Below are 26,223 nucleotides of genomic sequence, written 5' to 3'. Positions count from 1 at the left end.
ACTTGAATAAAAATATATCTAAGTAAAAATTTAATAATATTATTGGTTGCGTTTTAAGTGAAAAACATTTTAAAATAACCATATATTTGCTAGTAGAAGTAATATGCAGCAAATCATTGCTGATCATATGTCAGCGTTGCCACTAGCAAATCGTCGTATCAGAACACTACAGGAGGTGGGACATCATGCTGGGAATCAGTGTTATCGGCTATGGCTACTGGGGCCCGAACCTGGTTCGGAACTTTTCGCAGGTGGCGAATGCGCGCGTTGTCAGCGTGTGCGATCAGCGGCCCGAGCGGCGCGCCCATGTCGAGTCGGTGTACCCGGCGATTCGCACCTGCGCCGATGTGCGCGATGTCTGGTCGAACCCGGCTGTCGACGCGGTGGCGATCGCCACGCCGGTTTTTTCACACTTCGACCTAGCGCTCCAAGCGCTGCGTGCCGGCAAGCACGTGTTCGTCGAGAAGCCGTTCACCACGACATCGGCGCAGGCCGAGCAGCTGGTAGAGGAGGCTGAGAAGCGCCAGCTAACGCTGATGGTCGATCACACCTTTGTGTACACCAGCGCGGTGCGCAAGATCAAAGAGCTGATTGATAATGGCAGCACCGGCAAGATCTACTACTACGACTCGGTGCGCGTGAACCTGGGCCTGTTTCAGCACGACGTGAATGTGCTGTGGGACCTGGCGGTGCACGATCTGTCGATCATGGACTACCTATTTGAGCGCAGCCCAGTGACGATCGCCGCGACCGGCATGGCGCATGTACCGGGCCAGCCCGAGAACCTGGCCTACCTGACGTGCTACTTCGACAACGACCTGATCGCGCACTTCCACGTGAACTGGCTGGCGCCGGTGAAGGTGCGGCAGACGCTGATTGGCGGCGCACAGAAGATGATCGTGTACGACGACATCGAGATGAGCGAGAAGATCAAAGTCTACGACAAAGGTATTACGCTCAGCGATAACCCGGCCGACATCTACCAGCTCAAGGTCGGCTACCGCGCCGGCGATATGTGGGCGCCGCGCCTGGACAATATCGAGGCGCTGCAGATCGAGGCCAACCATTTTGCCGACTGCATCGCCAACAAGCGCAAGCCCCTCACCGACGGCACGGTGGGGCTGCGCGTGGTGCGTATTCTTGAAGCCGCATCGCAGTCGATTGCACAGCGCGGCGCGCCGATCAACCTGTAGGCATTGCAGCCGCTTGAGGCGGCATTGAAAAAGGAACAGCCAATGATCCCATTTGTCGATCTCAAGGCCCAATATCAGTCGATCAAGGACGAGGTGAACGCGGCAGTGCTGGGCGTGCTCGAGAGCAGCCAGTTTGTGCTTGGCAGTGCCGTGGCCGCGTTTGAGGCGCAGTTCGCGAGCTACTGCCAGGCCAGCTACGCGATGGGCGTGAACACCGGCACTAGCGCGCTGCACCTGGCGCTGCTGGCGGCCGGGATCGGCCACGGCGACGAGGTGATCACCACGCCGTTCACATTCATCGCGACGGTGTCGGCGATCGATTACACTGGCGCCAAGCCTGTGTTTGTGGATATTGACCCGGCATCGTTCACGATCGACCCGCAGCAGATCGAGGCGGCGATCACGCCGCGCACCAAGGCGATTCTGCCGGTACACCTGTATGGCCAGCCGGCCGACATGGATGCGATCATGGCGATTGCGCGCAAGCACGGCCTGCTGGTGATCGAAGACGCGGCGCAGGCCCACGGCGCAGAATATCACGGCAAGCGAGTCGGGAGCATTGGCGACTTGGGATGCTTCAGCTTCTACCCGGGCAAGAACCTGGGCGCGTATGGTGAAGGCGGCGCGGTGACGACCAACAACCCCGAGTTTGCCCGCAAGGTGCGTATGCTACGCGATTGGGGCGCTGAGCGGCGCTACTACCACGACCTGAAGGGCTTCAACTACCGGCTTGAAGGCGTGCAGGGCGCGGTTCTCGGCGTCAAGATGCGCTACATCGAGCAGTGGACCGAGGCGCGCCGCAGCCACGCCGCGCGCTACGACGCGCTGATCGGCGGCGGGGCGTATGGCGTGCCGGCAGCTGCGGCCGATCGGCGGCACGTGTACCACATCTACGCCATCCGCCACGCCCAGCGCGACGCGCTGCAGTCGTATTTGCACGATCGCGGCGTGAGCACCGGCATCCACTACCCGATCCCGGTGCACCTGCAGCGCGCGTTCGCCGAGCTTGGCCACAAGGCCGGCGATTTCCCACATTCCGAGCTGGCGGCCAACGAGGTGCTTTCGCTGCCAATGTTCCCCGAGCTACAGCCGGAGCAGCAGGATGTGGTCGTCACAGCGCTGCGCGAATGGTCAGAGCAGTAGTAACGAAGGAGGAAAACTGTGAGCAACACAGCAAAGCGAGTGCTCGTCACCGGCGGCGCGGGCCTGATCGGCTCGCACATTGTCGATCTGCTGATGGATCGCTACGAGCGCGGCGCGGTGGGCGAGATCGTCGTGATCGACAACTTTGTGCGCGGCCGGCGCGAGAACCTGGCAGCGGCGCTGGCGCGCGGGCCGATTACGATCGTCGAGGGCGATATCCGCGACCGCAGCCTGCTGGCCGAGGTGACCAAAGGCATCGATCAGGTATTTCACCTGGCGGCCATTCGGATCACGCAGTGCGCCGAGGATCCGCGGCTGGCGCTAGAGGTGCTGGGCGATGGCACATTTAATGTGCTTGAGGCCGCAGTGAAGGCCGGCGTACAAAAGGTGATCGCCTCGTCGTCGGCGTCGGTGCTAGGCCTGGCCGACGAGTTCCCCACCACTGAGCGGCACCATCCCTACAACAACCGCACGATCTACGGCGCGCTGAAGGCGTTCAACGAGGGCCTGCTGCGCAGCTTCAATGATATGTACGGCCTGAATTACGTGGCGCTGCGCTACTTCAACGTGTATGGCCCGCGTATGGACATCTACGGCGCGTACACCGAGGTGCTGATCCGCTGGATGGATCGCATCCTCGAAGGCAAGCCGCCGCTGATCTTTGGCGATGGCAAGCAGACCATGGACTTCGTGTTTGTGGAAGACATCGCGCGCGCCAACCTGCTGGCGGCCGAGTCGGCGGCCACCGACGAGGTATTCAATGTCGCGAGCGGTGTCGAAACCAGCCTGAACGACCTGGCGTACGCGCTGATGCGGGTGATGGGCGTCGATATGCATCCCGAGTATGGCCCCGAGCGCAAAGTCAACCCGGTGCCGCGCCGCCTGGCCAGCACGGCGCTGGCGCGCGAGCGGATCGGCTTCGAGGCGCAGATCGACCTGGAGGAAGGTTTGCGGCGGCTGGTGGCGTGGTGGCGCAGCCAGAAGAACGAGGTGAGCGCATGACCGCCGCGAGCACGACGCGCAATATTCCGCTGGCAAAAACTGTGATGGGCGAGCTCGAGGCCGAGGCGGCGAAGCGGCCGATCATGTCGGGCTGGATTACGCAGGGGCCTGAGGTAGCGGCGTTCGAGCGCGAGTTCGCGCAGTATACCGGGGCCGCGCATGCCTGCGCTGTATCGAACTGCACCACCGCGCTACACCTGGCGCTGCTGGCGGTGGGCGTGCAGCCCGGCGACGAGGTGATCACCGTTAGCCACTCGTATATCGCCACGGCGAATAGCATCCACTACTGCCAGGCCCGGCCGGTGTTCATCGATATCGACCCTGCCACACAGAACATGAACCCGGCGCTGATCGCGGCGGCGATCACGCCCCGCACCCGCGCGATACTGTGCGTCCACCAGATTGGCATGCCCTGCGATATGCCGGCGATCCTGGAGGTGGCGCGCAGCCACGGCCTGCCGGTGATCGAGGACGCGGCCTGTGCCAGCGGCAGCGAGATCCTCTTCGATGGCGTATGGCAGCGCATTGGCAAGCCGCACGGCGATATCGCGTGCTTTTCGTTTCACCCGCGCAAAGTTATCAGCACCGGCGACGGCGGTATGCTCACGACCAACCATCCCGAGCATGACGCGCAGTTCCGGCTGCTGCGGCAGCACGGCATGAGCGTGAACGACCGCGTGCGCCACTCGGCGCGCGAGGTGATTTTTGAAGAGCACGCCACGATCGGCTTCAACTACCGGATGACGGACATTCAGGCCGCAGTGGGCCGCGAGCAGCTCAAGCGCCTGCCCGAGATCGTGGCGGCGCGACGGCGGCTGGCCGAGCGGTATGCTCAGCTGCTGGCCGATGTGCCGGGCCTGCAGCCGCCCGCCGAGCCGGCGTGGGCGCGCAGCAACTGGCAGAGCTACAGCGTGCGCCTGCCCGAGTGGTGCGATCAGCGCGCCGTGATGCAGTACCTGCTCGACCGGGGGGTGGCCAGCCGCCGTGGCATTATGTGCGCTCACCGCGAGGCGCCCTACCGCGAAGCCGCGCGCGACTTCAGCCTGCCCGAGTCGGAGCGCGCGCAGGATCGGACGATCATCCTGCCGCTCTTTCCGCAGCTGGATGCCGAGGATCAGGCGTACGTGTGCGACGTAGTGCGCGAGGCCTGTGCGAAGCGCTAGCATCAAGCAGCGCCCGCATGCTTGAGCACGTCAGTTGCTCATTCTTGCGGCTTTCGAAGGCAGGAATGAGCAACTGAACAACCTATGCTAGAAACAAAGGGGGACGTGAGACATATGAGTAAATCGATCGTATCGCTGCAGAGCAATCAAACCGCGCGATCGAGCGCTCGAACAAAGGTGTTGCTCTTTACTAATAGTATTGCGGTTGGCGGTATGGAAGAGCATGTCGAGCTGCTCGCGCGGCACCTGAACCGCGAGCGCTTCGAGGTGTTCAGCATTTGCCCCGAGTGGCAGGCCACCGAGCCATTCTACAGCTCGCTCGCGCACGAGTCGGATCACATCGCCAAGGTTACGCCCGATCGGCGCTATGGCCTGCGCAAGCTAGCCCGCGAGACGCTGCGAATGTACCACTACCTGCGTACCTGGCGGATCGACGTGATGCACATGCACTCGACGACATTTCGCGGGCAGATCTTCGCGCTGCTGGCGGCGCGCCTGGCCGGCGTGAAACGCGTCTATGTCACCGAGCACCTTGCGCCCGACTATGCGCTGCCGCTGGCTGAGCGCGTGGTTCGCTCGGTGATCAGCCGCCTGGTCGACGGGATTGTGTGTGTGTCGAAGAAGAACTACGAGGCGCGTGCACAGTATATCTACACGCCCGAGAGCCGTACGCTGGTGGTGAACAACGGCGTCGATCTCGACGACTTCCCGCCTATTCCCGACAGCACGCTCGCGAGCTTGCGCGCCAAGCACCAGCTTCCCGACGACGCGCTGCTGATCGGCACGGTGGTACGCTTCGAGCCCGAGAAGGGGCTGAACTACCTGCTCGACGCGATGCCGGCGATCCGGGCCGCGTGCCCGAATGCCTACCTGCTGATGGTCGGCGATGGATCGCTGCGCGCTGAGCTGGAGGCTCAGGCCGAGCGGCTGGGCTTTGCGGAGTATGTGCGCTTTGTCGGCTTCCAGAGCGACCCACGGCCGTACCTCGGGCTGATCGATGTGTTTGTGCTGCCGGTGCCGGTTGGCTCGATGTCGATTGGGCTACTCGAAGCGATGGCGATGCGCCGGGCTGTGGTGATTACGTTTGGCGGCGAAGGTGAGGCAGTGGTGCATGGCGAGAGCGGCTTCTGCGCCACGCCGCGCGACCCGGCCTCGATCGCCACCTATGTGACGGAGCTGCTGCAGGATGCCGAGCTGCGCGAGCGGATGGGCAATGCAGCGCGTCAGCGCATCGCCGATACCTTTTCGGCTCAGCAGGTGGCGCTGGCGCTTGGCAAGCTGTATAGCTCGCCGAGGTGATAGGAGTGGGTGTATAGCTCGCCGAGGTGATTAGGAGTGAATGAAAGCTATGGCTTACCGTATAGGATTTTTGATGGATCAGATCGCCGGGCATGTGACGAACTATCACAACCTGCGCGAGGCGGCTCAAACTGAACCTGAGTTCAACGCAAGCTGGTACGAGATTCACTATTATAAATCTGGCGGCGCAATCGAGAAGCTGCGTGAGCGCGTTGTGCCGTTTGTACCAACATATTTTTCAGGCATATCGCGGGGCGCCTGGGAGACGCACAAAGCGCTCCGGGGGCAGCGCTTCGACGCACTGTTCAGCAATGCGTCGGTCGGGGTGTTCTTTTCGCGTACATTCAGGCACATCCCGACGATGATCGACTTCGACTCGACCCCGCATCAGATCGACCAGATGGCGGCCTATTCAACCGGCAGCCCCGACCCTAAGCCGGTGGCGCAGCTCAAATGGCGGCTTTCGCAGCGGATGATGGAGGCCGCCGCATTGCTGCAGGCATGGTCGAACTGGGCCAAAGACTCGGCAATTCGCGACTACGGCGCTGATCCGAACAAGGTGATTGTCAACCCGCCGGGCATCAAGCTTGATTTCTGGAAGCCCGCGCCCGAGCGCGCCGAGCGCGACGCGAGCCAGCCGCGGCGGATTCTGTTTGTCGGCGGTGACTTTCGGAGAAAGGGCGGGCCTGTGCTGCTGGAGTGGTTTCGGCACCAGGCCGCCGGGGCATATGAGCTGCACATTGTGACGCGCGAGGCGGTAGACACCGCGCCGGGGGTGTATGTCTACCACAACATGCAGCCGAACTCGGCCGAATTGCTCAAGCTTTACCACCAAAGCGACTTGTTTGTGCTGCCGAGCTTGGGCGAGTGCTTTGGCATCGCCACAGTTGAGGCGATGGGCGCCGGGCTGCCCGTGATCACCAGCGATGTCGGCGGAGTCGCCGACATCGTCGATGTTGGCGGGAACGGCTTTATTGTGCCGAGCGATAACGCGGCTGAGCTGGGGCAGGCGATCGCCGGAGTGTTCGCCGACGAGCAGCGGCGCGTGGCAATGGGGATCCAATCGCGGGCGCTGGCGGAACAGCGGTTTGATGTGCGGCGGAACGCGGCGCGCACGTTTGGCTACCTGAGGCAGCTTGCCGATGAGCACACGCTGCCGAATCTCAAGGCTCGTGTAGAAAGGAGCGACGAAGTATGACATCGTTCAACCCAAAACAACTGATTACTACGGCTGTGAATAAAACCGGCACGCTGCTGCTGAGCCCGCCCTATGGCGGCAGCGGCTATTTTCGTAACCACGGGCCGCGCAATGTGCGCAAGGTGGCGCTCACATTCGACGACGGTCCGAGCAAGCCATGCACCGAAGAGCTGCTCGACGCGATGGGCGAGCTCGATGTCAAGGGCACGTTCTTCTGTGTTGGCGTGAATACGCGCTGGCACCCTGATGTTGTGCAGCGCGCGTTTCAGGCCGGGCATGTGATCGCCAACCACTCGCTTGAGCACAGCCGCAAGGCCGGGATCCGGCCCGGTAACGACTTTCGGCATATCGACGGCGGCGCCCAGATCATTAGCGAGGTGATTGGCTGCTGGCCGCGGCTGTACCGCCCGCCGTGGGGCTGGCTCACGCCCTGGGAGGGCCGGCGGCTCACGCAGCGCGGCTACGCTGTGATCGGCTGGGATGTGTATACGCTGGATTGGAAGCTGCCCGAGCCTGACGGCGCGATGGTGGCCGAAGACGCGCGGAAGATCACCCGGCCTGGCTCGATCCTGCTATTCCACGACGCGAATGCCGGCGTGCAGTACTGGCATAAGACCGAGACCACCCACGCGATCAAGCGGATCGTGCCGGCGCTGCGCGCCGATGGCTATGAGTTCGTGACGGTGCCCGAGCTGCTGGGAATCCCGGCGTATGCGCCGCTCGACCAGGCGCCGGGCCGAGCCCAGGCAGCAGCCGCGCCGGGCTCTACGGCGCCGGCAAAGCAGCGCTAGCCAGCTGAACGGGAGCAGAGCAATGGCAACTTCTGCCCACACCGCCGCTGGCCCGGCTGAGGCGCCAAGCCGGCCGCTGGTGTCGGTGATTATCACCACGCGCAATCGCTCGAAACCGTTGAAGGAGGCGATTGAGAGCGTGCTGGCCGCGCGGCACGAGGCGTTCGAGCTTGAGCTGATCGTGGTCGACGATGGCTCGACCGACGACACGGCCGATCTGACGCGCCGCTACCCGGTGGTGTACCTGCAGGCCGGCGGCGTGGGCATGGCCCGCGCGCGCAACGCCGGCCTGCACGCCGCGCGCGGCGACTTCGTGACGCTGCTCGACGACGACGACGCCTGGCTGCCGGGCAACGCCGTGGCGCAGCTGGAACTGTTCGCGCGGCATCCCGAGTTTGGCGCGGTGCACGCTCAGGCGCTGCTGGCCGACGCGAATCTGCGGCCATTTGGCGAGCCGGTTCCGGCTGGGCCGCTGCCGTCGGGCTGGCTGTTTGAGGAGCTGCTGACCTACTGGCCGCAGGTAGGGACGATCCTGACGCGCCGCGCGGCGGCGACCGAAGCTGGCGATATGGATCCAACGCTGTCTGGCGACACCGATTGGGATTGGCTGCTGCGCGTCGCACGCCGCCACCCGATCGGCCGGGTCGAGCAGCCGGTGATGCTGTTTCGGCAGCGCGCCACGGCCGAGGAGCAGCTGGCGTGGCGGCGATTTCCGGCAATGGTGACGATCTTTCACCGGCATACTCGGCCGCTTGGGCTGGCCAAGCGGCTGCGGCTGCAGCCGATATTGTGGCGGCATCGTGGGTGGTGGGCCACGGTATTCTTGCAGTATGCCGGGCAGAACTGGGCCGACGGCGAGCGTGGCCGGGCGTACCGCAGCCTGTATTATGCATTTCGCTGCTCGGTGCCGCACGCGCTGCTGGGCTGCCTGCGCAGCTGGCCGCTGCGCTCGCCGGCGCGCGGCAGCGCCGGCGCCACGCCAGGCGCGCTGTAGGCGTTGCCTTTTGGAGATTGCAAAAAGGAAAGAAACGATGGCAACCATTCACCCGACTGCTGAAGTATCTCCGGCCGCCGAGATCGGCGCAGGCACGCGCGTGTGGAGCCATGTGCAGATCCGCGAGCGCGCGCGCATTGGCCGCAACTGCATCATCGCGCGGAACGTGTATGTCGAGTGTGACGTGACGGTCGGCGATAATGTGAAGATCCAGAATAATGCTTCGCTATATGTTGGGCTGACGGTGGAGGATGGCGTGTTCATTGGCCCGCACGTGATCTTCACCAACGATCGCATCCCGCGCGCGATCAACCCGAATGGCACGCTGAAGAGCGCCGACGACTGGCACGTGGGCCAGACACAGGTGCGCTATGGCGCCGCGCTGGGCGCTGGCACGGTGGTAGTCACGGGCGTGACGATTGGGCGCTGGGCGCTGGTCGGCTCGGGCTCGGTGGTGACGCACGATGTGCCCGACCACGCGGTGGTGGTGGGCAACCCGGCGCGCGTGATCGGCTACGTCAGCGCGGGCGGCACGCGCTGCGCCAGCCAGGACGAAGCGCGTGCGCTGACCGAGCGCGAGATCGCCGGGTAGGCAATGTGATAGCAAGTCGCACCTCGCGCCGGGGCGCTGCAGCGCCCCGGCGCGACCTGTTGGGAGCAGAGCTGGCACGCCTGGCAATGCTGCTGGCACATGTGCCCGGCTACGAGCGTGCGGCGTACGGGGGCGATCCAGCGCAATAGGGAGCGGAATTGCCTGTGTGGGCGCCGTCACCACAGCGCGAGTGCGGCGCGCGCAGATTGCGAGCATATGTCAATAGACGACCGTGCGGGTGCATGCTACCGTAACGCCGAGGACGAAGGTGAATAAACGGTAAAGGAGCATGCATCGTGAATTCGATCAAGCCACTCGTGCGCTCGTGTGCGCTGCTGTTTACGGGCGCGCTGCTCGCGACCCTGATTATTCCGCTGGCTACCCGCTCGTCGTGGGCGGGGCAGCAGAGCTTCACGCTTGCGCCCGGCGATACGATAACGCTTAGCTGCCCGACGAAGCTCAGCGGCCAGGTGCGTGGCCAGCAGTCGGCGGTGAGGTGCGCGGCCACTGCAGCGACCGCGACTGCGACCATAGCCGCCACGGCCACCAGGCTGCCGGCAGCGCCAACTGCGACCACGGTGGCCGTGCCAACTGCGGCGCCCGCCGCGCCGACCGCAACCACAGCGCCGGGCGACCCCGGCGCGGCGCGCACATTTCTGGAGCCCTTCAGCGGCCAGCCGGCCGGCCCGCAGCCGTGGAAGCCGGCGAGCTGGGATGTGACGGTGCACTCGCGCGATATTGCCACCTGGGAGCAGCTGGAGCCGATCGAGGCGATGCACGGCAGCGACTGCAGCCCCGAGCCGGCGCGGCATATGATCAGCTCGTATGACGAATCCGTGTTTCAGTGCCGCGACCACCTGATGACGGCGATCAAGGCCGAGGGCTACGGCGTGATCTACCTGACGCCAAACCAGATGGTCGATTTCTCGGGCGGCGAGGCAGTGGTCCGCTTCGACCTGAGCACCTTGCGCACCTCGCAGCGCGATTGGGTTGACCTGTGGATCTCGCCGTACCAGGATCAGCTGCAGCTGCCGCTTGAGGACTGGCTGCCCGACCTGCAGGGCGAGCCGCGCAACGCGGTGCATGTGCGCATGGATCTGATGAACAACGGCACAGGCTTTCGCGCGGCGGTGATCAAGAACTTCGCCACGACCGACCTGCCGGGCAATATCGTGGCGTACGAGAGCGTGCTGACGCCCGATGCGAAGCGCCGCGACACGTTCGAGCTGCGCATCTCGCGGACGCATATCCGGTTTGGTATGCCGGGCTATAACCTGGCGTGGGTCGACGCGAATATCGCCGACCTGGGCTGGGATCGCGGCGTGGTGCAGTTTGGCCACCACTCGTATAACCCGGCCAAATCGGACGGCTGCGGCAGTATCTGCCAGCCGAATACGTGGCACTGGGACAATATCAGCATCAGCCCGGCGCTGCCGTTCACACTGCTGCGCGCCGACCGCCGGGTGGTGGACCCAACCACGGCGGCAGGCGTGACCTTTGCCGCGCCGGCTCCGGCGAACGCGAACCTGCGCTTCGTGGGCATCGGCAGTGCGATCGAGGCCAGCTTCGACGGCGGCGCGACCTGGCAGGCGGCTACGCCGCAGGCGCAGAAGCTGCATGCCGACGACCACTTCAGCTCGTACTGGATGCCTCTTCCGGCCGGCGTGGTGAGCGTGCAGTTTCGTGGCACCGACTGGTGGGGCGGCAAATGGCAGGTGCGCGACCTGAGCATCTGGGCGCAGTAATCGCAAGCGGGGATAATCAAAGCCGGGCGAGCCATACTGCGTAGCTCGCCCGGCGAGTGTGTTGAGCGGGCAAACTAGAGCGTAAAGACCTTTGCGGCCATATCGCCGATCATCGCGGCGATCGTGAGCGATGATGTCGCGCCGGGCGATGGCGCGTTGCGTACGTGGATCACCGGGCCTTCCTGGTGGAACACGAAATCGTCGACCATGCTGCCGTCGGGGGCGAGCGCCTGGGCGCGAATGCCAGCCGGGCCAGGCACCACGCCATCGGCGGTGATTGCGGGGACGAAGCGCTGCACCGAGGCCACGAACAGCTGCTTGCTCCAATCGCGCACCATTTCGTCCATCCCGACGCGCCAGTAGCTACGCGCCAGGCGCTGGAAACCGCGATAGCCAAGCGCGTCGGCCAGATCGGGCAGGTTGACATCCCAGCGCTGGTAGCCCTCGCGGCCGAACGCCAGCACGGCGTTGGGGCCGAGCCACATCGATCCGTCGATCTTCAGCGTCGAGTGGACGCCCAGGAACGGGAAGGCCGGGTCGGGCACCGGGTAGATCAGCGCGTTGATCAGGTGGCGCTGCGACGGCGCGAGGATGTAGTAGTCGCCGCGAAACGGCACGATCCGGGGCTCGCGCGGGGCGCCGCTGAGCGCAGCCATGCGGTCGGAATAGACGCCGGCGCAGGTGATCAGGTAGCGCGTCTCGATCATGCCGGCCGGGCAATCGACCCAGACGCGGCCGCCGGTATTGGCGATCTGGCGGACCTCGTAGCCGGTGAGCACCTCGCCGCCCATGGCGCGGATATCGGCGGCGTAGGCATCGGCGACGCGGCGGTAGTCGACGATCGCGGTGCTTGGCGAGTAGATCGCCTCAAGGCCAGTGGCGTGCGGCTCGATCTCGCGCAGCCGCTCGGGGCCGATCAGCTCAAGGTCGGGGATGCCATTGGCCAGGCCGCGCTGGTAGAGCTCGTGCAGGCGCGGCAGCTCGCCGGGGGTGGTGGCGACGACAACTTTGCCGCAGACGTTAACCGGAATGTTGCGCTCCTCGCAGTAGTGCTTCATGGCGGCGGCGCCCTGCACGCACAGGCGGGCTTTGAGCGAGCCAGGCTTGTAGTACAGGCCGGAGTGGATCACCCCGCTGTTGCGGCCAGTCTGGTGCTGGGCGATCGCCGGCTCTTTGTCGAGCACGGCGAGGCGCAGCTTTGGGTAGCGCAGCAGCAGCTCGCGCGCCGTTGCAAGCCCGACGATACCAGCGCCGACGATCGCGAGGTCGACGCGGCGGTCGCTTTCGTTTCCTACGTGGCTCATGATCGTACGATTCCTTGTGCTTTTTTCAGAATCTGGTACTGTTAACATTTATTATGGTGTTCTCGTTGAATATAACGCCGTTGAGGAGTAGATGATGCGGTCTCGTTCAATGCTTGCACTCTGGCTGCTGATCGCACTGATAAGTATAATCGGCTTTGGCGCGCTGGCTGCGATGGTACACCGGCCGGGCTTCACGCAGCAAGATTTCGCGATGACTCAGCGTATGCATGCGGACAATGGCGGCGGCTACGAGAGCGTGCTGCTGATCATTGGCGAATTTGGCCGTTCGATCCTGGTGTTTCTGATGCTTGAGCTGGTGGTGTGGCTGTGGCTGCAGCGCCGGCTTCGCGACCTGGCCATACTGCTGGCGGTGGTGGGCGGCGGGTTTGTTGCCAACTACGCGGCGCGGCAGCTGATGGCCGCGCCACGGCTGCCGTTGCACGCGCCGTTTGTGCTATGGCGCGACACCGGCTTCCCCAGCGGGCACGCGATGATGGCGACGATCACATATGGGCTTCTGCTGTGGGCAGTATTTCCCCGCATCCCGCGCCAGCAGCGTGGCGCGGCGCTGGCCGGCGTGGTGGCGCTGGTGCTGCTGGTGGGCTATACGCGGCTATACTTCGGCGAGCACTACCTGAGCGATGTGGCAGGCGGCTACGCGCTTGGCCTGGCGTGGCTGGCGGCTTGCCTGGCCGCGCTAGGATGGTGGGGTGGCCAGCGCAGCTAGCATGCAGCAAAACCTCGGGCGCGGCTTTGCCGCGCCCGAGGTTTTGTTGCCGTGCGCAATGCCCGGCGAAGCTCCATTCAAGCGAACGGATGCCGAACAATCGCCAGATGGCTCAGCGCGCGATACGGGCGCGCAGCGACGCGGCTGCGCGGCGTACGGGCGCCAGCCGCAACGCCAGCAGCAGCGCGAGAATTGCGCCGTACACCAGCGGCTCGCGGATGTCGGCCTTGACAAGCCAGACGAAATGCACCACTGCCAGGATTGCGGCCAGGTAGACCAGCCGGTGCAGCTGCTTCCAGCGCTTCCCGAGCCGGCGCATCCAGCCTTTTGTCGAAGTAGCGGCGAGCGGCAGCAGCAGCAGAAAGGCCGCGAAGCCCACCAGCACGTAGCGCTTTTCGGCGATCGTCTGCTGGATGAGGCCCCAGTCGAGGCCATAATCGAGCACTGCGAAGATCAGCAGGTGCAGGCAGACGTAGAAGAACGCGTAGAGCCCAAGCGGGCGGCGCGACGGCAGCACGAACTTGAGGCCGAACAGCGTGTTCAGCGGGGTGCAGACGAGCGAGAGTACCAGCAGCGTGATCGCCGTTTTGCCGGTGCGGAAGGTGATATCCTGGATCGGGTTGGCCGTCAGGTGCCCGCGATAGGCATCCCACACGATCAGCGCGAGCGGGATGAGCGCACCGATATGCACTGCAATGCGCAGCCAGGTGGCTGGCGCGATACCCAGCGGCGCGAAACGCGCCTTGCTGGCGGCCGAGGCAGTCGTTTTTTTCAGCGGCGTAGCAGACATAAGCTTTCTCTGAGGCACGGAGCGCGCGCAAAGCGGCTAGATGGTTTCGGCCTGGCGTTGTGCGCGCTGCGTAGGAAGAATGCCAGATAGGCGCCTAGTAGTTGGCGCGCAGATCCATGTTGGTATAGAGCTGAGCGACTTTGTCGGCGTAGCCATTGAACGGCAGCGTTTTACGGCGCGATAGCTCGCCAATACGCCGCTCGGTAGCTTGCGACCATCGCGGATGCGGCACAGCCGGGTTGACGTTGGCGAAGAAGCCGTACTCGTTTGGCGCGGCGGCCATCCACAGGCTGGTTGGCTGGTCGGCCACCAGGTCGATCTTCACGATCGCCTTGATGCTCTTGAAGCCATACTTCCAGGGCACCGCCAGGCGCAGCGGCGCGCCGTTCTGGGGCAGCGCGGGCTTGCCGTACACGCCGGTGACCAGCAGCGCCAGGTCGTTCATGGCCTCATCGAGGCGCAGCCCCTCGACGTACGGCCAGGTGTACCAGCCGCTCTGCTGGCCGGGCATCTCCTCGGGGCGCATGATGCTCTCGAAGCGCACATACTTCGCGCCCGCGGCCGGCTCGGCGTCCTTCAGCAGCTTGTTCAGTGCGAAGCCGGTCCAGGGGATGACCATTGACCAGCCCTCGACGCAGCGGTGGCGATAGACATGCTCCTCCTGGGGGTAGCGCTTCAGCAGATCCTCGATCGCGATCTTCTGAGGCTTGTTGACCATCCCGCCAACCTCGAGCGTCCACGGCGTGGTTTTAAAGTTCTGGGCCAGCGTCGCGACGCCCTCTTTATCGGTGGTGAACTCGTAGTAGTTATTGTAGCCGGTGACTGCGTCGAAAGGCGTGAGCGCATCGCCCAGCTCGTCGGTGGTGCCTTTGGTGGCGCCTGGCGCTGGTGTAGCGGCATTTGCGCCGGGCGCGGCCGGGGTGCTAGTGGTGCCGCAGGCGGCGAGTGCCAATGCGCCAAGCGAGAGCGCGCCCGCGCTGCGGATGAACTGGCGGCGCGTGCGAAACAGGTGCTCGGGCGTGATCTCGGAGGTGAGAATTGTATCCATGGTTATGCTCCCTTTGAGCTAGCATTTGTGTACCAGGAAGACTATAGCCGGCGATTATTAGGCAGAAATAACGGAAATCTTACAGGCCGAGCAAGCTTTATTGCGGCGTAGTGTGCGATGCCCAGCATGAACCAATCCTGCGCGCCAGCTCTGCCGCAGGCGAAATGCACCGCTTCGAGAAGCCGAACAACGCAACTGCTACTATAAATAGATACGAGTTACGCGGTGGGGTTCGTGGGCGGCTTTGCCGCCCCGAGAACTTCTTGGCTGGTCGCGGCCACCGCCGTGGTCGCGACCAGCCAAAAAGAGTGATTTTGGAGGGCTTGCGCCCTCCAAGCCTCCCACGCGCGAGGACACCGCGTAAGCCCTGTAATTGATATACGAAGCGGCGAGCGGGGAAGATCTGCCGCCAGGGTGGCGCAGCGTAGGGTAGCCGCGCCGCGCCATGGGCGGCGCGGGCGGGTTGCGTGGGGCGAGTGGGCTAGGCGGCTTCGGATTTTGCGCGGATGCTGGCGACGGTGGCGCGCCAGTCGACGCGCGGATGCTGGGATTCGATCTCGGCGACGACCGCGTCGACCACGCTCGCAGCGCTGCCATCGCGCGTCTGCTCGTCGCCCCAGTGGTAGGCATCGGTGTACTCGTCGGAGCCGATCCAGCCGACCGACATAGCCGCGAGGTCGACGGCTTCCTGGAAGCGATCGTGCAGCGCAGCTTTGGCGCGGCCGCCCTCGCCTTTGGCGCGCACCTGCACCGGGATGTCGACCCAGTAGAGTATTTGGTAGGTTGCCATTGCGTTCCTCCTTCTATGGCGAGTGTTTCGTGTGCTGCCGGAGACCGTGATAGGGCGGGCAGGCGGCTGGGGCTACTTGGGCTGGCGGCTGGTGTTGCGGCGGGCGCGCGGCGGGCGGGGCGCAGGGGCTTCGGGCAGCGGCTCGGCCAGGCGCGGCCGGTAGCGCTCGTGCGCAATCTCGGCCATGAGCTCGGCCAGGCGCGCCTCGAGCTGGCCGTAGCCGGTTGGCCGAATTTCGAGTGGCAGCCCAAGCGTGCTGGCGACCGCGCTGGCTTTCGCGGCCAGCGCCGGGTCGTCGCTCTGCGCCAGGTAGACCAGCCGGCGATAGTTGGCGAAGTAGGTATCGCGCAGCTCCGGGAAGCGGTCGAGGCCGAGGCCCTTGAGGATGGTGCCCTCGAACCCGCGCACCAGGAAGTCGGTAAGGAAGAACGTGCCGGGCTCGTGCGCCATCATGTGATCGAAATCGCGGCCGGCGTACATCTCGTAGCAGTGCGGGCCGGCGATGCGCGGCACATTGTAGCGATCGAGCACGCCGTCGAGCTGGCCGCCGGTGCCGCAGTCGCCGTACACCACCACGACGCGCTCGAAGCGCGGGATCAGCTCGCGCAGGCGTCGCTCGACATCGGGGCCGATGCGCTGCGGCACCATGTGATCGCTCGCCGCCACGCCGAACAGCGCCACATCCCAGCCGTGCCGCCGCACGATTGCGACGACCTCGCGGGCCAGCGCGCCGCAGAGCACGAAGGCGGTTGCTGGGGTGTGTGTTTCGGGCTTTGGGTTGGCCATGTGTTCGATGCACGCCTCTCACTGGCAGGATGTAGGCGGCGGGGGCTCGGGGTGGCGAAGCGGCCCCCGAGCCTTCTTTTTGGCGGCGAGCCGCCGGTTTGCCACCGGCGCGCCGGCAGCCAGCTAGGCGCTGCGGCGGGCGCGCCGGTCGTCGCGGGCGCGGCGTGTTGCCTCGGGCGACTGGCGCTGCGCTGGCGCGCTGGCAAGCTCGATACCAGCCAGCTCGAGCGGCGGCAGCGTGTGCAGTGCCTGGGCGATCGCGCGGACATGCGCGGGCGAGCTGCCGCAGCACGCCCCGATGATCGTGGCGCCGAGCGCGCGCACGCGGCGGGCGTACTCGGCCATGATCGCGGGCGTGCCGTTGTACACGGCCTGGCCGTCGATCATCTCGGGCAGGCCGGCATTGCTTTTGGCGATCAGCGGGGCGGATGCGCCGGCCTGGCTCATGCCGAAGATCACGCCTTCGATCTCGGCGGTGCCGTTGCCGCAGTTCCCGCCGAACGCCGCCAGCCCAAGCTCGCCCAGCTCGGCCACGGCCTGGGCCGGGCTGACGCCCATCATAGTGAACCCGCGCGTGTCGAAGGTCATGGTGGCGGCGATGGGCAGCTGCGGGGCGGCCTGGCGGGCGCCGGCCACGGCCGCGCGCACCTCCTGCAGGTCGCTCATGGTCTCGACCCACAGCACGTCGGCGCCGCCGGCGGCCAGGCCGGCCGCCTGGGCGGCAAAGCCGGCCACGGCGGCATCGTAGGTGAGCGCGCCCATTGGCTCGAACAGCTCGCCGCTCGGCCCGATCGAGCCGGCCACCACGGCGGCGTCGCCGGCCTCGGCGCGGGCAAGCTCGGCGGCGGCCTGGTTCAGCTCGAACACGCGCCCGTGCAGGTTATGCAGCTTCAGGCGGAATGGCGAGCCGCCGAAGCTATTGGTGAGGATGATCTGCGCGCCGGCGTCGAGGTAGCCGCGGTGCACCGCGCGCACGTGCGGCTGCTTGTCGGGCAGCACATTCCAGAGCTCGGGCGGGTCGCCAAACAGCAGGCCCGCGGCCATCAGCATGGTGCCCATGCCGCCATCGGCGACGATCGGGCCGCCCCGCTGGATCAGATCGAGGAAACGGTTGGACATGGCTTCATTCCTTGCTGTCGATATGATGCGCGAGCGTGGCGCATGGGCAGATTGTAGCAGATAATTGCAGTTTGCGTCACCAGAACGGCCGGATCGCGTCGGCGGCCCTCGCGGCGGCGAGCTGATCGGCCGGCGCGATTGCGCTGTGGCCTGGCGCGTAGCTGCGGGCGGGCAGGGCACGCTGCGCGCCATGGGCGGCCGAGCCGAAGTCGCTGGCGCGGGCCAGCGCGGGCGCGGCGTGGGCGGCGGGCTGGGCGCCAGCGCGGAAGCGCGCGAGCCGGAAGAACTCGATGTTGTGGCGCGACTCGCCGCGCTCGGCCAGATCGGCCATGATCTCGCCGATGACGCTGGCGAACTTGAAGCCATGGCCCGAGCACGGCGACGTAAACGACACCTGCGGGTACTGCGGGTGCAGATCGATGATGAAGTGGCGGTCGGGCGTATTCGTGAACATGCACGAGCGCATGGTCATGGTCGGGCCGGCGCCGTCGGGGAAGTAGCGCTCGGCGAACTCGCGCAGCAGCTGCTCGTCGTAGTCGTTCGGCTCGCGGTCGAGCGTTTCGGGGTTCACCGCCTCTTCGAGGTGGTGGTAGCGGCCGAACTTGAAGCCGGGGATGCCGAACACCGGGAAGCCGTAGTAGCGGCCCTCGCCGACCAGCAGGTTGAACACCGGGAAGCGCGCGGGCGTGAAGTGCTCGGGGCGGCGCGGCTGGAGCCAGGCCAGCACCTGGCGCTCGGGCGTGAGCAGGCCGGCCAGCGGCGGCAGCAGCGTGCTGTTCCAGGCGCCGGCGGTGATCACCAGCCGGTCGGCCTCGTAGACGTCGCGGTTGGTGGTGACGCGCACGCCGTCGGCGAGCGGCTGCCACTCGAGCACGCGCTCGCGGCCGTGCACCTCGGCGCCAAGCGCCTGGGCAGCCTCGACATACGAGATAATGCAGCGCTCGGGCACCAGGAAGCCGCCCTGCGGCTGGTAGAGCGCCAGCGTTTCGTGCGGCAGGCGGTAGCCGGGGAAGCGCTGGGCGATCTCGGTGCCGGTGAGCACCTCGTGGGCGAGGTTGTGCTCGATCGCCGACTGCAGCGCGCCCTGGAACACGCGGCTGTCGGGCGGGCCGGCGTCGATCGAGCCGATCGTGTGCAGCAGCTGCTCGCCGGCGCGGCCCTGGATCTCGCGCCACAGCTCGTACGAGCGGTGCAGCAGCATCACGTAGGTCGGGTGCTCGTAGTAGGCCAGGCGGATGATGCGGGTGTGGCCGTGCGACGAGCCCATCTCGTGCGGGATGTCGAAGCGCTCGAGGCCAAGCACCTGCTTGCCGCGCTTGGCCAGCTCGTAGATCGTGGCGCTGCCGGCCGCGCCGACACCGATCACGATCGTGTTGAAGCGTTTGGTAAGGCGCTGCATATAACACCCTTTATTGTTACCACCAAGACACCAAGACACAAACAAGACCAGGCATTGATTGCTACCAGGACGCCAAAACACCAAGTAGTTTGAACACTTGGTGCCTTGGTGGCTAACCGGTTACGCCTTGGCGCGCAAGCGGGCGCCCTGCGGATCGAAGAACGGGGTGGGCGTGACGATGGCGGGCACTGGTTTGCCCTTCACTTCCACCAGCACGCGGCTGCCGGGCCAGGCGTGCGAGGTGCGCACGTAGGCCAGCGCCAGCGTCTTGCCGAGGGTGTGGCCGCGCTCGCTGAACGTGACGTGGCCGATCTCGTCGGCCGGCAGGATGCGATCTTTGCTGGTGCCGGCCTCGGGGCCGCTGAGAATCTTCTCTTCGTTGGGCGTCACCGCGCCGATGCTCCAGACCTTGGCGTTTGCGACGGCGGGCAGCTCGCCCTGCAGCGTCAGGCCAACCCAGCGCTCGGCGATGCCTTGCTCCTGCACGCGCAGCAGCGCCTCGCGGCCAATGAAGTCGCGCTTATCAAAGCGGATCCAGCGGTCGAGCCCGACGTGGAATGGCGTGTAGTCTTCGTTGATGTCGTTGCCATAGAGCGGGAACGCCTTTTCGAGGCGCAGCGACTGCATGGCGGCCACGCCGTAGGGCTTGAGGCCGAACTCGCGGCCGCGCGCCAGCAGGAACTCCCACAGCGCGCCGGCCTCTTCGGCCGGGGCGTACAGCTCGTAGCCCAGCTCGCCGGTGTAGCCCGAGCGCGAGATCAGCAGCTCGGTTTCGTTGATGGTGGCGGGAGCGAAGCGGAAGAACTTGAGCGCGTCGACGTCGGCGCCCTGCGTAACCGACTTGAGGAAATCGCGCGAGCGCGGGCCCTGCACCACCGGCAGCGCCACCGCCGCGCTGATGTCGGTGACGTAGGTGCTGGTGCCGATTGCGTGGTCGGCGATCCAGCGAGCGGTCTTCTTGCGCGGCCCCGAGCTGGTGACGACCATGAAGTGCTCGTCGTTGAACTTATAGACCGTGATGTCGTCGACCACGCCTCCGTCGTCGCGGCACATGGTCGAGTAGCGCGCCTGGCCGGGCAGCAGGTCGCGAACCTCGTTAACCAGCAGCATGTTGATCAGGCGCTCGGCGCCAGGGCCTTTGACGTCGACCTCGCCCATGGTCGAGAGATCTTGCATGCCGACGTTGGTGCGGGTGTTGACGTGCTCTTCGACCGGCGAGGCATACGACAGCGGGAACAGGTAGTCGCCGCCGCCTTTGACCATCTGCGCGCCCATGCGGATGTGGTTTTCGTAGAGCGGTGTCCGACGTTCGGCCATAGAGGCTCCCTTTCAGTTGGGCCGCGTGCTGGTGGTGGCGCCGGCCTCGCGCGTACCGTACGCTTGGGCGGGGCTAGGGTACCACAGCGGCACGCAGAAACGGTGTTTATGATGCCGACGGTTTCAGCTGCTCGCGCAGCGACACGAGCTGCGCAAGGTGGGTGTTGTCGTGGCTTACCAATTCTTGCACCTGGTCGCGGAGCTTGGTCGCGCCGATCGTGGCGTGCACCAGCGGGCGGCCCCAGTCGCGCTGCTCGAGCCCCTGGAGAAAGGCCACGGTTTCGGCGCGGCGCCGCACGAACTCGTCGAGCAGCTCGGCCAGCGGGCGCGCCAGGTCGTGGGCGCTCTCGTCGGGGTGCAGGTACGGCTCGAACGGGTTGTCTTGCTCGACGACGCGGCGCAGCCGTGCGAGGTATGGCGCCTCGATATAGGCCAGGTGCGCGACGACGTCGGCGGCGCACCACTCGCCGGGCGCCGGGCGCCAGCGCGCCGCTGCGTCGTCCAGGCGGCGCAGCATGCGCGCCAGATCGCGCGGCGTGGCCTCGAGCGATTCGATCAGGACACTGCGTCGGGACATTTACTTCTCGCTTTGCCACAAAGACGCAAAGACTCAAAGTTCATAGGGCCTTCCTGTCCTGGCGCCTTCGTGGCAGTTAGGCGTGGCCTCGAGCGATTCGATCAGGACACTGCGTCGGGACATTTACTTCTCGCTTTGCCACAAAGACGCAAAGACTCAAAGTTCATAGGGCCTTCCTGTCCTGGCGCCTTCGTGGCAGTTAGGCGTTACCACGGCGCTCGCGCCGCCTGCGCGCCCGGTCGCTCTCGGCGGCCTCGGCGCGGGCCGGCAGGATGCCGAGCGCGTCGAGGTGCGGGAACGCATCGGACATATGCGGCATGTGCATTGCGCCGACGAACTCGGCCTGGAACTCGGGGTCGATCGCCGTCTCGATATACTCGACCTGGCGCGCGGCTTGCGCGGCCTCGGCGCGGCGCGACTTGCTGAGCAGCGCGATGCGCGCGCCGTCGCCGGCGGCGTTGCCGACGGCATACACCTGCGACAGCTCGCAGTCGGGGTAGAGGCCTAGCACCATGGCGCGCAGCGGGTCGATGTAGCTGCCAAATGCGCCGGCCAGCACGATCTTATCGACCTTGGCCACGCCGCGGCGGTGCATCAGCAGCTTGCAGCCGGCGTAGAGCGCGCCCTTGGCAAGCTGAATATTGCGCACGTCGTCCTGCGTCACCACAATCTCGCGGCCGGTGGCGGTCTGCTCGGCGGTGGCGAGGATGTACTCGGCTTTGGGGCCGTTCCGCCTGATGCGAGACGAAGGATCAAAGACCAAGGACGAAGGTGTGCTATTGTCAAGCTGCATTCTTTCGTCATTTGTTATTCGTCTTTGATCCTCTTCGGCGAAGCGCCCATCCGCACGCAAGATCCGGCTGGTGAACAGCTCGGCCACAGCCTCGATAATGCCGGAGCCGCAGATGCCGGTGGCGCCGATCTCGGCAGGCTCGAGCTCGTCGGACCAGCCCTCGCGGCCGATGACCTTGAAGCGCGGCTGCCCGCTGGCCGGGTCGATCCGCACGCGCTCGATCGCGCCGGGGGCGGCGCGCTGGCCGTGGGTGATCTGGGCGCCCTCGAAGGCCGGCCCGGTGGGGCTGCTGCAGCTGAGCAGCCGCTCGCGGTTGCCGAGCAAGATCTCGGCGTTGGTGCCGACGTCAATCACCAGCATGATCGCATCCTGCTGGTCGGGCGCCTCGGCCACCAGCACGCCGACGTTATCGGAGCCGACGTGGCCGGCCTCGAGCGCCATGAAGTGCGCGTTGGCGCCGGGATGCAGCTTCAGCCCCAGGTCGCGGGCCTTGACATCGACGGGGGCGTGTGTCGCGAGGGTGAACGGCGCGCCGCCCAGGTCGGTCGGGTCGAGGCCGAGCAAAATATGATGCATCACCGTGTTGCCGGCCAGCACGATCTCGTGGATGTCGCGGGCGCGCAGGCCGGCGGCGTGGGCCGCAAGGCCGGCGAGCTTATTCAGCCCGGCGATGATCGCCTCGTGCATCTTCTTGAGGCCATCGGCGTGCATCATGGCGTAGCTGACGCGGCTCATCAGATCTTCGCCATACGTCACCTGCGGGTTCATCATCGACTCGGTGGCCAGCACGGCGCCGCTGCGCAAGTCGCACAGGTGCGCGGCCACGGTGGTCGATCCGACGTCGACGGCCAGACCGTACAGGCCTTCGTGGTAGCCGGGCAGCACGTCGATCACCTCGGCGTCGTTCCACACCACCACGCTGATGCGCTGCTTGCCGGATTTCAGCGCCGCGCCGAGCCGCCGCAGCGCCTGCAAATCGATCCGCAGGCCGTCCCAGCCCCACTCGCGGCGCAGCGCATCCTGAAGGCGCTCCCAATCGCCCTTGCGAGCGCCGAGCGCGTGCGGCTCGACCTCGACGAACACCTGGCGCACGGTCGGGTCGATCGCGATCGTGCGCTCGGTGGCGGTCTTGCGGATGATCTGGCGGTGCGACTGGCTTTCGGGCGGAACCGTCACGAGCACATCGCCGCGCACGCAGGCGGCGCACGCCAGCCGCGCGCCGGTGGGCATGCCGCCGTGATCGGCGAAATAGCCCTGCTCGGTGGCGTCGGCCGGTGTCAGGTGGCCGCCGGCCGAGCTGATGGCGTACTTCGCGAACTCGCCGCTCTCGACCAGAATCTTGCACTTGCCGCACGTCTGCCGGCCGCCGCAGATGCTGTCGACATCGACGCCAAGCTGGCGGGCGGCGTCGAGCAGGCTGGTGCCCTCGGCCACCGTGCCCTGGCGCCCCGAGGGCTGAAAGACGACGCGATAGGTTGTTGGTGTTTCGTTCATGGTATGGTTCGGGCTTACGCAGCTGCGTTATGCGGAAAATCGCCCTGCCGCAAGCTGGGCGTGCCAACTGCGCAGGCCATAATGGTATATCTGGCAATCTGGCTCAACGACGCGACGACACGATGCCAGAGCGCGCGATTCTGGCATCGTGTCATCGTGCCACCCAATCGAGCAATGGCTCGGGCGCCCTCGCGCTTCTGCTCGGACAGCGCCTTCTCAGAGATCGCGGCGCTAATTGGCGCGGCGGCTGGCCATATACTGTTTGGCCAGCTCGACCGCGACCGCCGCGTCGCGGCCGTAGGCGTCGGCGCCGACGGCTTTGGCGAACGTCTCGGTGACCGGGGCGCCGCCGACCATCACATACACCGCGTCGCGCATGCCCTCCTCGCCGAGGGCGTCGATCACCACCTTCATGTACGGCATGGTAGTAGTGAGCAGCGCGCTCATGCCAATGATATCGGGCTGGTGCGTCTTGATCGCCTCGATGAACTTGTCGGCGTCGTTGTTGATGCCGAGGTTGATCACCTCGAAGCCGGCGCCCTCCATCATCATGGCCACCAGGTTCTTGCCAATGTCGTGGATATCGCCCTTGACTGTGCCGATCACCATGGTGCCGATGCGCTCGGCGCCAGTCTCGACGAGCAGCGGGCGCAGGATCTCCATGCCGGCTTTCATGGCATTGGCGGCCATGAGCACTTCGGGCACGAAGAGCACGCCGTCGCGGAAGTCGACGCCGACAATATCCATGCCGGCCACCAGGCCCTTGCCGAGTACCTCTTGTGGGCTGTAGCCACGGCCGAGCGCCTCGCGCGTTTCGGCCGCGACCTCCTCTTTCATGCCGTCGTAGAGGTCATCTTGCATTTGCAGCCACAGATCGTCGTCGCTCAGATCCGAAAAGTCCATCGGGTTCGCTCCTCCTCAAACAAAGGATCCACAGTGCGCCTAGCTCGGCTCGCCGCCGCGCCGCGCGGCGCGGCGGGCCCTCGCGGGCGGCGCGGGCCGCATCGGCGGCGCTTGGCGCGGCGCCGGCGGCCGCGGCCGGGGCGGCGGCGCTGTCGCGGTGTGCGCCGATCCAGGCCAGGCAGTTTTCGTCGTAGCCCATCATCAGGTTGGCGGCCATGATGCTCTTCTTGATCTCGCCCTCGATCGGGTTGGTGATCGCGCAGGCCATGCCCGCGCCGATCGCCATGGCCAGGAACGTGCCGTTGAGCGCCGGCCGGTCGGGCAGGCCAAACGAAATATTGCTGGCGCCGCAGGTGGTATTGCAGCCCAGCTCCTCGCGGATCATGCGCACCAGCCGGTACAGCGTGGCTGCGGCGCCGGGCACCGCGCCGGCCGGCATCGCCAGCGGGTCGATTATAACATCCTGGCGCGGGATGCCGTACGCCTCGGCGCGCTCGACGATCTTTTTGGCCACCTTGAAGCGCTCGACCGGGTCGTACGAGATGCCGGTCTCGTCATTCGCCACGCCGATCACCGCGGCGCCGCGCTCGGCGACCATGGGCAGCACTACCTCGAGGCGCTCTTCCTCGCCCGTCACCGAGTTGACCAGCGGCTTGCCCTTGACGACCTTCAGCCCCTCGCGCAGCGCCGCCACCACCGAGGAATCGATGCAGATCGGCACCTCGACCACCGACTGCACCACGCGGATGGCCTCGGCCAGCAGCGCCGGCTCGTCGGCGAGCGGCACGCCGGCGTTTACGTCGAGCATATGTGCACCGGCGGCCACCTGCGCCAGCGCGTCGGCGCGCACGCGGTCGAAGTTGCCGGCGGCCATCTCGGCGGCCAGCAGCTTGCGCCCGGTGGGGTTAATGCGCTCGCCGATGATCACGAACGGCCGGCCAGGGCCGATCATAACCGTCTGAGTAGGCGATGAGACGATCGTTTCCACGCTGTTTCCTCTTTAGCTTTGCTTCCCTGTATGCGTCGTAGGCGGCCTGCCGCCGCATTTACACGAGCGGCACGTCGAGCAGCGCCCTATCGCCGGCGGGCGCGGCCGGCAGCGCAGCGCTGGCGCGGCGCGGGAACAGCCCGGCGCGGTGAATGATCTCGGCCACGGCTTCTTCCTGGCGGTAGGCCATCACGTGCACGCCATGGACGCCTTCGATCGCGCGCACCTGCTGGATGATCTCGATGCAGATCTGCTTGCCCTCTTCGGCCTGGCGGTTTTTAGGCGTCTTGTTCAGCCGCTCGACCAGCGCGTCGGGGATCCAGACGCCCGGCACCTTGGTGCGCATAAACTCGGCGGCTTTGGCCGAGCGCAGCGGCCCGACGCCCACCAGGATGTACACCTGCTGGTGCAGCCCCAGATCGCGCACGCCGCGCATGAACTGCTCGAAGCGCGGCACGTCGAAGCAGTACTGCGTCTGGATGAACTGCGCGCCGGCGGCGATCTTTTTGCCGAGCCGGTGCGGCCGCCAATCGTAGGGCGGGGCAAACGGGTTTTCGGCGGCGCCGAGAAAGAGCCGCGGCGGCGTGCTGAGCTTGCGCCCGCTCAGAAACACCCCTTGGTCGCGCATGGTACGCGCCACGCGCAGCAGCTGGATGGAGTCGAAGTCGAACACGCGCTTGGCCTCGGGCTGATCGCCGGCGGTGACGTCGTCGCCGGTGAGGCACAGCACATTGCGCACGCCCATCGCCGCCGCGCCCAGCAGATCGCCCTGAATGGCGATGCGGTTGCGGTCGCGGCAGCTGACCTGCAGCACCGGCTCGTAGCCGGCGCGGGTGAGCAGCGCGCAGCAGCTCAGGCTGCTCATGTGGCAGTTCGCGCCCGAGCCGTCGGTGGCGTTGATCGCGTCGCAGACCTCGGCCAGCACCAGGGCATTTTTATACACATCGGCCGGGTCGGCGCTGTCGGGCGCGTCGAGCTCGGCGGTGACGGCGAAGCGCCCCGAGCGCAGCACGCGCTCGAGGCGGCTGGCGGAGGCGAGCTGGTGAACGGGTGGGCTGCTCATGGTTC

Annotated in this window: 23 protein-coding genes and 1 pseudogene; 11 read left to right on the top strand and 13 right to left on the bottom strand. The window is 65.9% G+C overall.

All coding sequences use genetic code 11. The annotated features are described in order from the left end of the window. Window positions 1-185 precede the first annotated feature (185 nt). The 10 genes from U0177_RS11990 (at window position 186) to U0177_RS11945 (ending at window position 11,120) form a co-directional block, all read left to right on the top strand. Entirely contained in the window at window positions 186-1,193 is a 1,008-nt protein-coding gene (locus tag U0177_RS11990; RefSeq protein ID WP_409570867.1) for a Gfo/Idh/MocA family protein, read from the top strand. Window positions 1,194-1,235: 42 nt separating this feature from the next. After that, window positions 1,236-2,336, top strand: a complete 1,101-nt coding sequence (locus U0177_RS11985; RefSeq protein WP_409570866.1) for a DegT/DnrJ/EryC1/StrS family aminotransferase — start codon at window positions 1,236-1,238, stop codon at window positions 2,334-2,336. Between the two features lie 18 nt (window positions 2,337-2,354). Continuing rightward, on the top strand, window positions 2,355-3,338 hold the full coding sequence (locus U0177_RS11980) for an NAD-dependent epimerase/dehydratase family protein (RefSeq protein ID WP_409570865.1): 984 nt from the start codon (window positions 2,355-2,357) through the stop codon (window positions 3,336-3,338). Beyond that, window positions 3,335-4,501, top strand: coding sequence for a DegT/DnrJ/EryC1/StrS family aminotransferase (locus U0177_RS11975; RefSeq protein ID WP_409570864.1), 1,167 nt, complete (start codon window positions 3,335-3,337; stop codon window positions 4,499-4,501). The genes U0177_RS11980 and U0177_RS11975 overlap by 4 nt, the downstream gene beginning before the upstream one ends. A gap of 213 nt (window positions 4,502-4,714) precedes the next feature. Continuing rightward, window positions 4,715-5,800, top strand: a complete 1,086-nt coding sequence (locus U0177_RS11970) for a glycosyltransferase family 4 protein (protein ID WP_409570863.1) — start codon at window positions 4,715-4,717, stop codon at window positions 5,798-5,800. Window positions 5,801-5,873: 73 nt separating this feature from the next. Next, window positions 5,874-6,998 carry a glycosyltransferase family 4 protein gene (locus U0177_RS11965; RefSeq protein WP_409570862.1) on the top strand — a complete coding sequence of 375 codons (1,125 nt, stop codon included), beginning with the start codon at window positions 5,874-5,876 and terminating at the stop codon, window positions 6,996-6,998. Further along, window positions 6,995-7,789 (top strand): polysaccharide deacetylase family protein, encoded by a 795-nt coding sequence (locus U0177_RS11960; protein ID WP_409570861.1) that lies wholly within the window; start codon window positions 6,995-6,997, stop codon window positions 7,787-7,789. Before U0177_RS11965 ends, U0177_RS11960 begins: the two co-directional genes overlap by 4 nt. Window positions 7,790-7,811: 22 nt before the next feature. Then, window positions 7,812-8,783: a glycosyltransferase family 2 protein gene (locus U0177_RS11955; RefSeq protein WP_409570860.1), complete on the top strand. Its 972-nt coding sequence runs from the start codon at window positions 7,812-7,814 to the stop codon at window positions 8,781-8,783. A gap of 37 nt (window positions 8,784-8,820) precedes the next feature. Further along, a complete protein-coding gene (locus U0177_RS11950) occupies window positions 8,821-9,375 on the top strand; it encodes a DapH/DapD/GlmU-related protein (RefSeq protein WP_409570859.1) in 555 nt (184 codons plus the stop codon). Window positions 9,376-9,671: 296 nt separating this feature from the next. Further along, complete coding sequence (locus U0177_RS11945; RefSeq protein WP_409570858.1) at window positions 9,672-11,120, top strand: hypothetical protein; 1,449 nt, start codon at window positions 9,672-9,674, stop codon at window positions 11,118-11,120. A gap of 74 nt (window positions 11,121-11,194) precedes the next feature. On the opposite strand, the gene lhgO is transcribed toward U0177_RS11945, so the two are convergent. Beyond that, the gene (lhgO, locus tag U0177_RS11940; protein WP_409570857.1) at window positions 11,195-12,424 is read right to left on the bottom strand and encodes an L-2-hydroxyglutarate oxidase; all 1,230 of its coding nucleotides are present in this window, start codon (window positions 12,422-12,424) and stop codon (window positions 11,195-11,197) included. A gap of 94 nt (window positions 12,425-12,518) precedes the next feature. Here lhgO and U0177_RS11935 point away from each other — a divergent pair, with 94 nt between their 5' ends. After that, a complete protein-coding gene (locus U0177_RS11935; protein WP_409570856.1) occupies window positions 12,519-13,151 on the top strand; it encodes a phosphatase PAP2 family protein in 633 nt (210 codons plus the stop codon). A 112-nt stretch (window positions 13,152-13,263) separates the two neighbouring features. On the opposite strand, the gene U0177_RS11930 is transcribed toward U0177_RS11935, so the two are convergent. The 12 genes and pseudogenes from U0177_RS11930 to U0177_RS11875 all read right to left on the bottom strand — a co-directional run bounded on the left by U0177_RS11930 (window position 13,264) and on the right by U0177_RS11875 (window position 26,218). Next, a complete protein-coding gene (locus U0177_RS11930) occupies window positions 13,264-13,941 on the bottom strand; it encodes a sulfite oxidase heme-binding subunit YedZ (protein ID WP_409570855.1) in 678 nt (225 codons plus the stop codon). Between the two features lie 94 nt (window positions 13,942-14,035). Next, entirely contained in the window at window positions 14,036-14,989 is a 954-nt protein-coding gene (gene msrP / locus U0177_RS11925) for a protein-methionine-sulfoxide reductase catalytic subunit MsrP (protein WP_409570854.1), read from the bottom strand. A gap of 481 nt (window positions 14,990-15,470) precedes the next feature. Then, window positions 15,471-15,779, bottom strand: a complete 309-nt coding sequence (locus tag U0177_RS11920; RefSeq protein WP_409570853.1) for a virulence factor — start codon at window positions 15,777-15,779, stop codon at window positions 15,471-15,473. A 72-nt stretch (window positions 15,780-15,851) separates the two neighbouring features. Beyond that, complete coding sequence (locus U0177_RS11915; RefSeq protein WP_409570852.1) at window positions 15,852-16,565, bottom strand: DUF1638 domain-containing protein; 714 nt, start codon at window positions 16,563-16,565, stop codon at window positions 15,852-15,854. Window positions 16,566-16,688: 123 nt separating this feature from the next. Next, window positions 16,689-17,684 carry a homocysteine S-methyltransferase family protein gene (locus U0177_RS11910; RefSeq protein ID WP_409570851.1) on the bottom strand — a complete coding sequence of 332 codons (996 nt, stop codon included), beginning with the start codon at window positions 17,682-17,684 and terminating at the stop codon, window positions 16,689-16,691. 265 nt (window positions 17,685-17,949) lie between these two features. Then, window positions 17,950-19,083: pseudogene (solA, locus tag U0177_RS11905) on the bottom strand (N-methyl-L-tryptophan oxidase); the annotation flags it as partial. Between the two features lie 120 nt (window positions 19,084-19,203). Continuing rightward, complete coding sequence (gene gcvT, locus U0177_RS11900) at window positions 19,204-20,400, bottom strand: glycine cleavage system aminomethyltransferase GcvT (protein WP_409570850.1); 1,197 nt, start codon at window positions 20,398-20,400, stop codon at window positions 19,204-19,206. A gap of 106 nt (window positions 20,401-20,506) precedes the next feature. Beyond that, window positions 20,507-20,977 carry a DinB family protein gene (locus tag U0177_RS11895; protein WP_409570849.1) on the bottom strand — a complete coding sequence of 157 codons (471 nt, stop codon included), beginning with the start codon at window positions 20,975-20,977 and terminating at the stop codon, window positions 20,507-20,509. Between the two features lie 199 nt (window positions 20,978-21,176). After that, window positions 21,177-23,264, bottom strand: coding sequence for an ASKHA domain-containing protein (locus U0177_RS11890; RefSeq protein ID WP_409570848.1), 2,088 nt, complete (start codon window positions 23,262-23,264; stop codon window positions 21,177-21,179). Between the two features lie 231 nt (window positions 23,265-23,495). Further along, on the bottom strand, window positions 23,496-24,167 hold the full coding sequence (locus U0177_RS11885) for a corrinoid protein (RefSeq protein WP_409570847.1): 672 nt from the start codon (window positions 24,165-24,167) through the stop codon (window positions 23,496-23,498). Continuing rightward, window positions 24,115-25,155, bottom strand: coding sequence for a dihydropteroate synthase (locus tag U0177_RS11880; RefSeq protein WP_409570846.1), 1,041 nt, complete (start codon window positions 25,153-25,155; stop codon window positions 24,115-24,117). The genes U0177_RS11885 and U0177_RS11880 overlap by 53 nt, the downstream gene beginning before the upstream one ends. A gap of 58 nt (window positions 25,156-25,213) precedes the next feature. Continuing rightward, entirely contained in the window at window positions 25,214-26,218 is a 1,005-nt protein-coding gene (locus U0177_RS11875) for a methylenetetrahydrofolate reductase (RefSeq protein ID WP_409570845.1), read from the bottom strand. Between the last annotated feature and the right edge of the window lie 5 nt (window positions 26,219-26,223).

Source organism: Kouleothrix sp., from assembly GCF_046328425.1.
Taxonomy (GTDB): Bacteria; Chloroflexota; Chloroflexia; order Chloroflexales; family Roseiflexaceae; genus Kouleothrix.
This window is presented reverse-complemented; position numbering and strand designations above follow the sequence as displayed.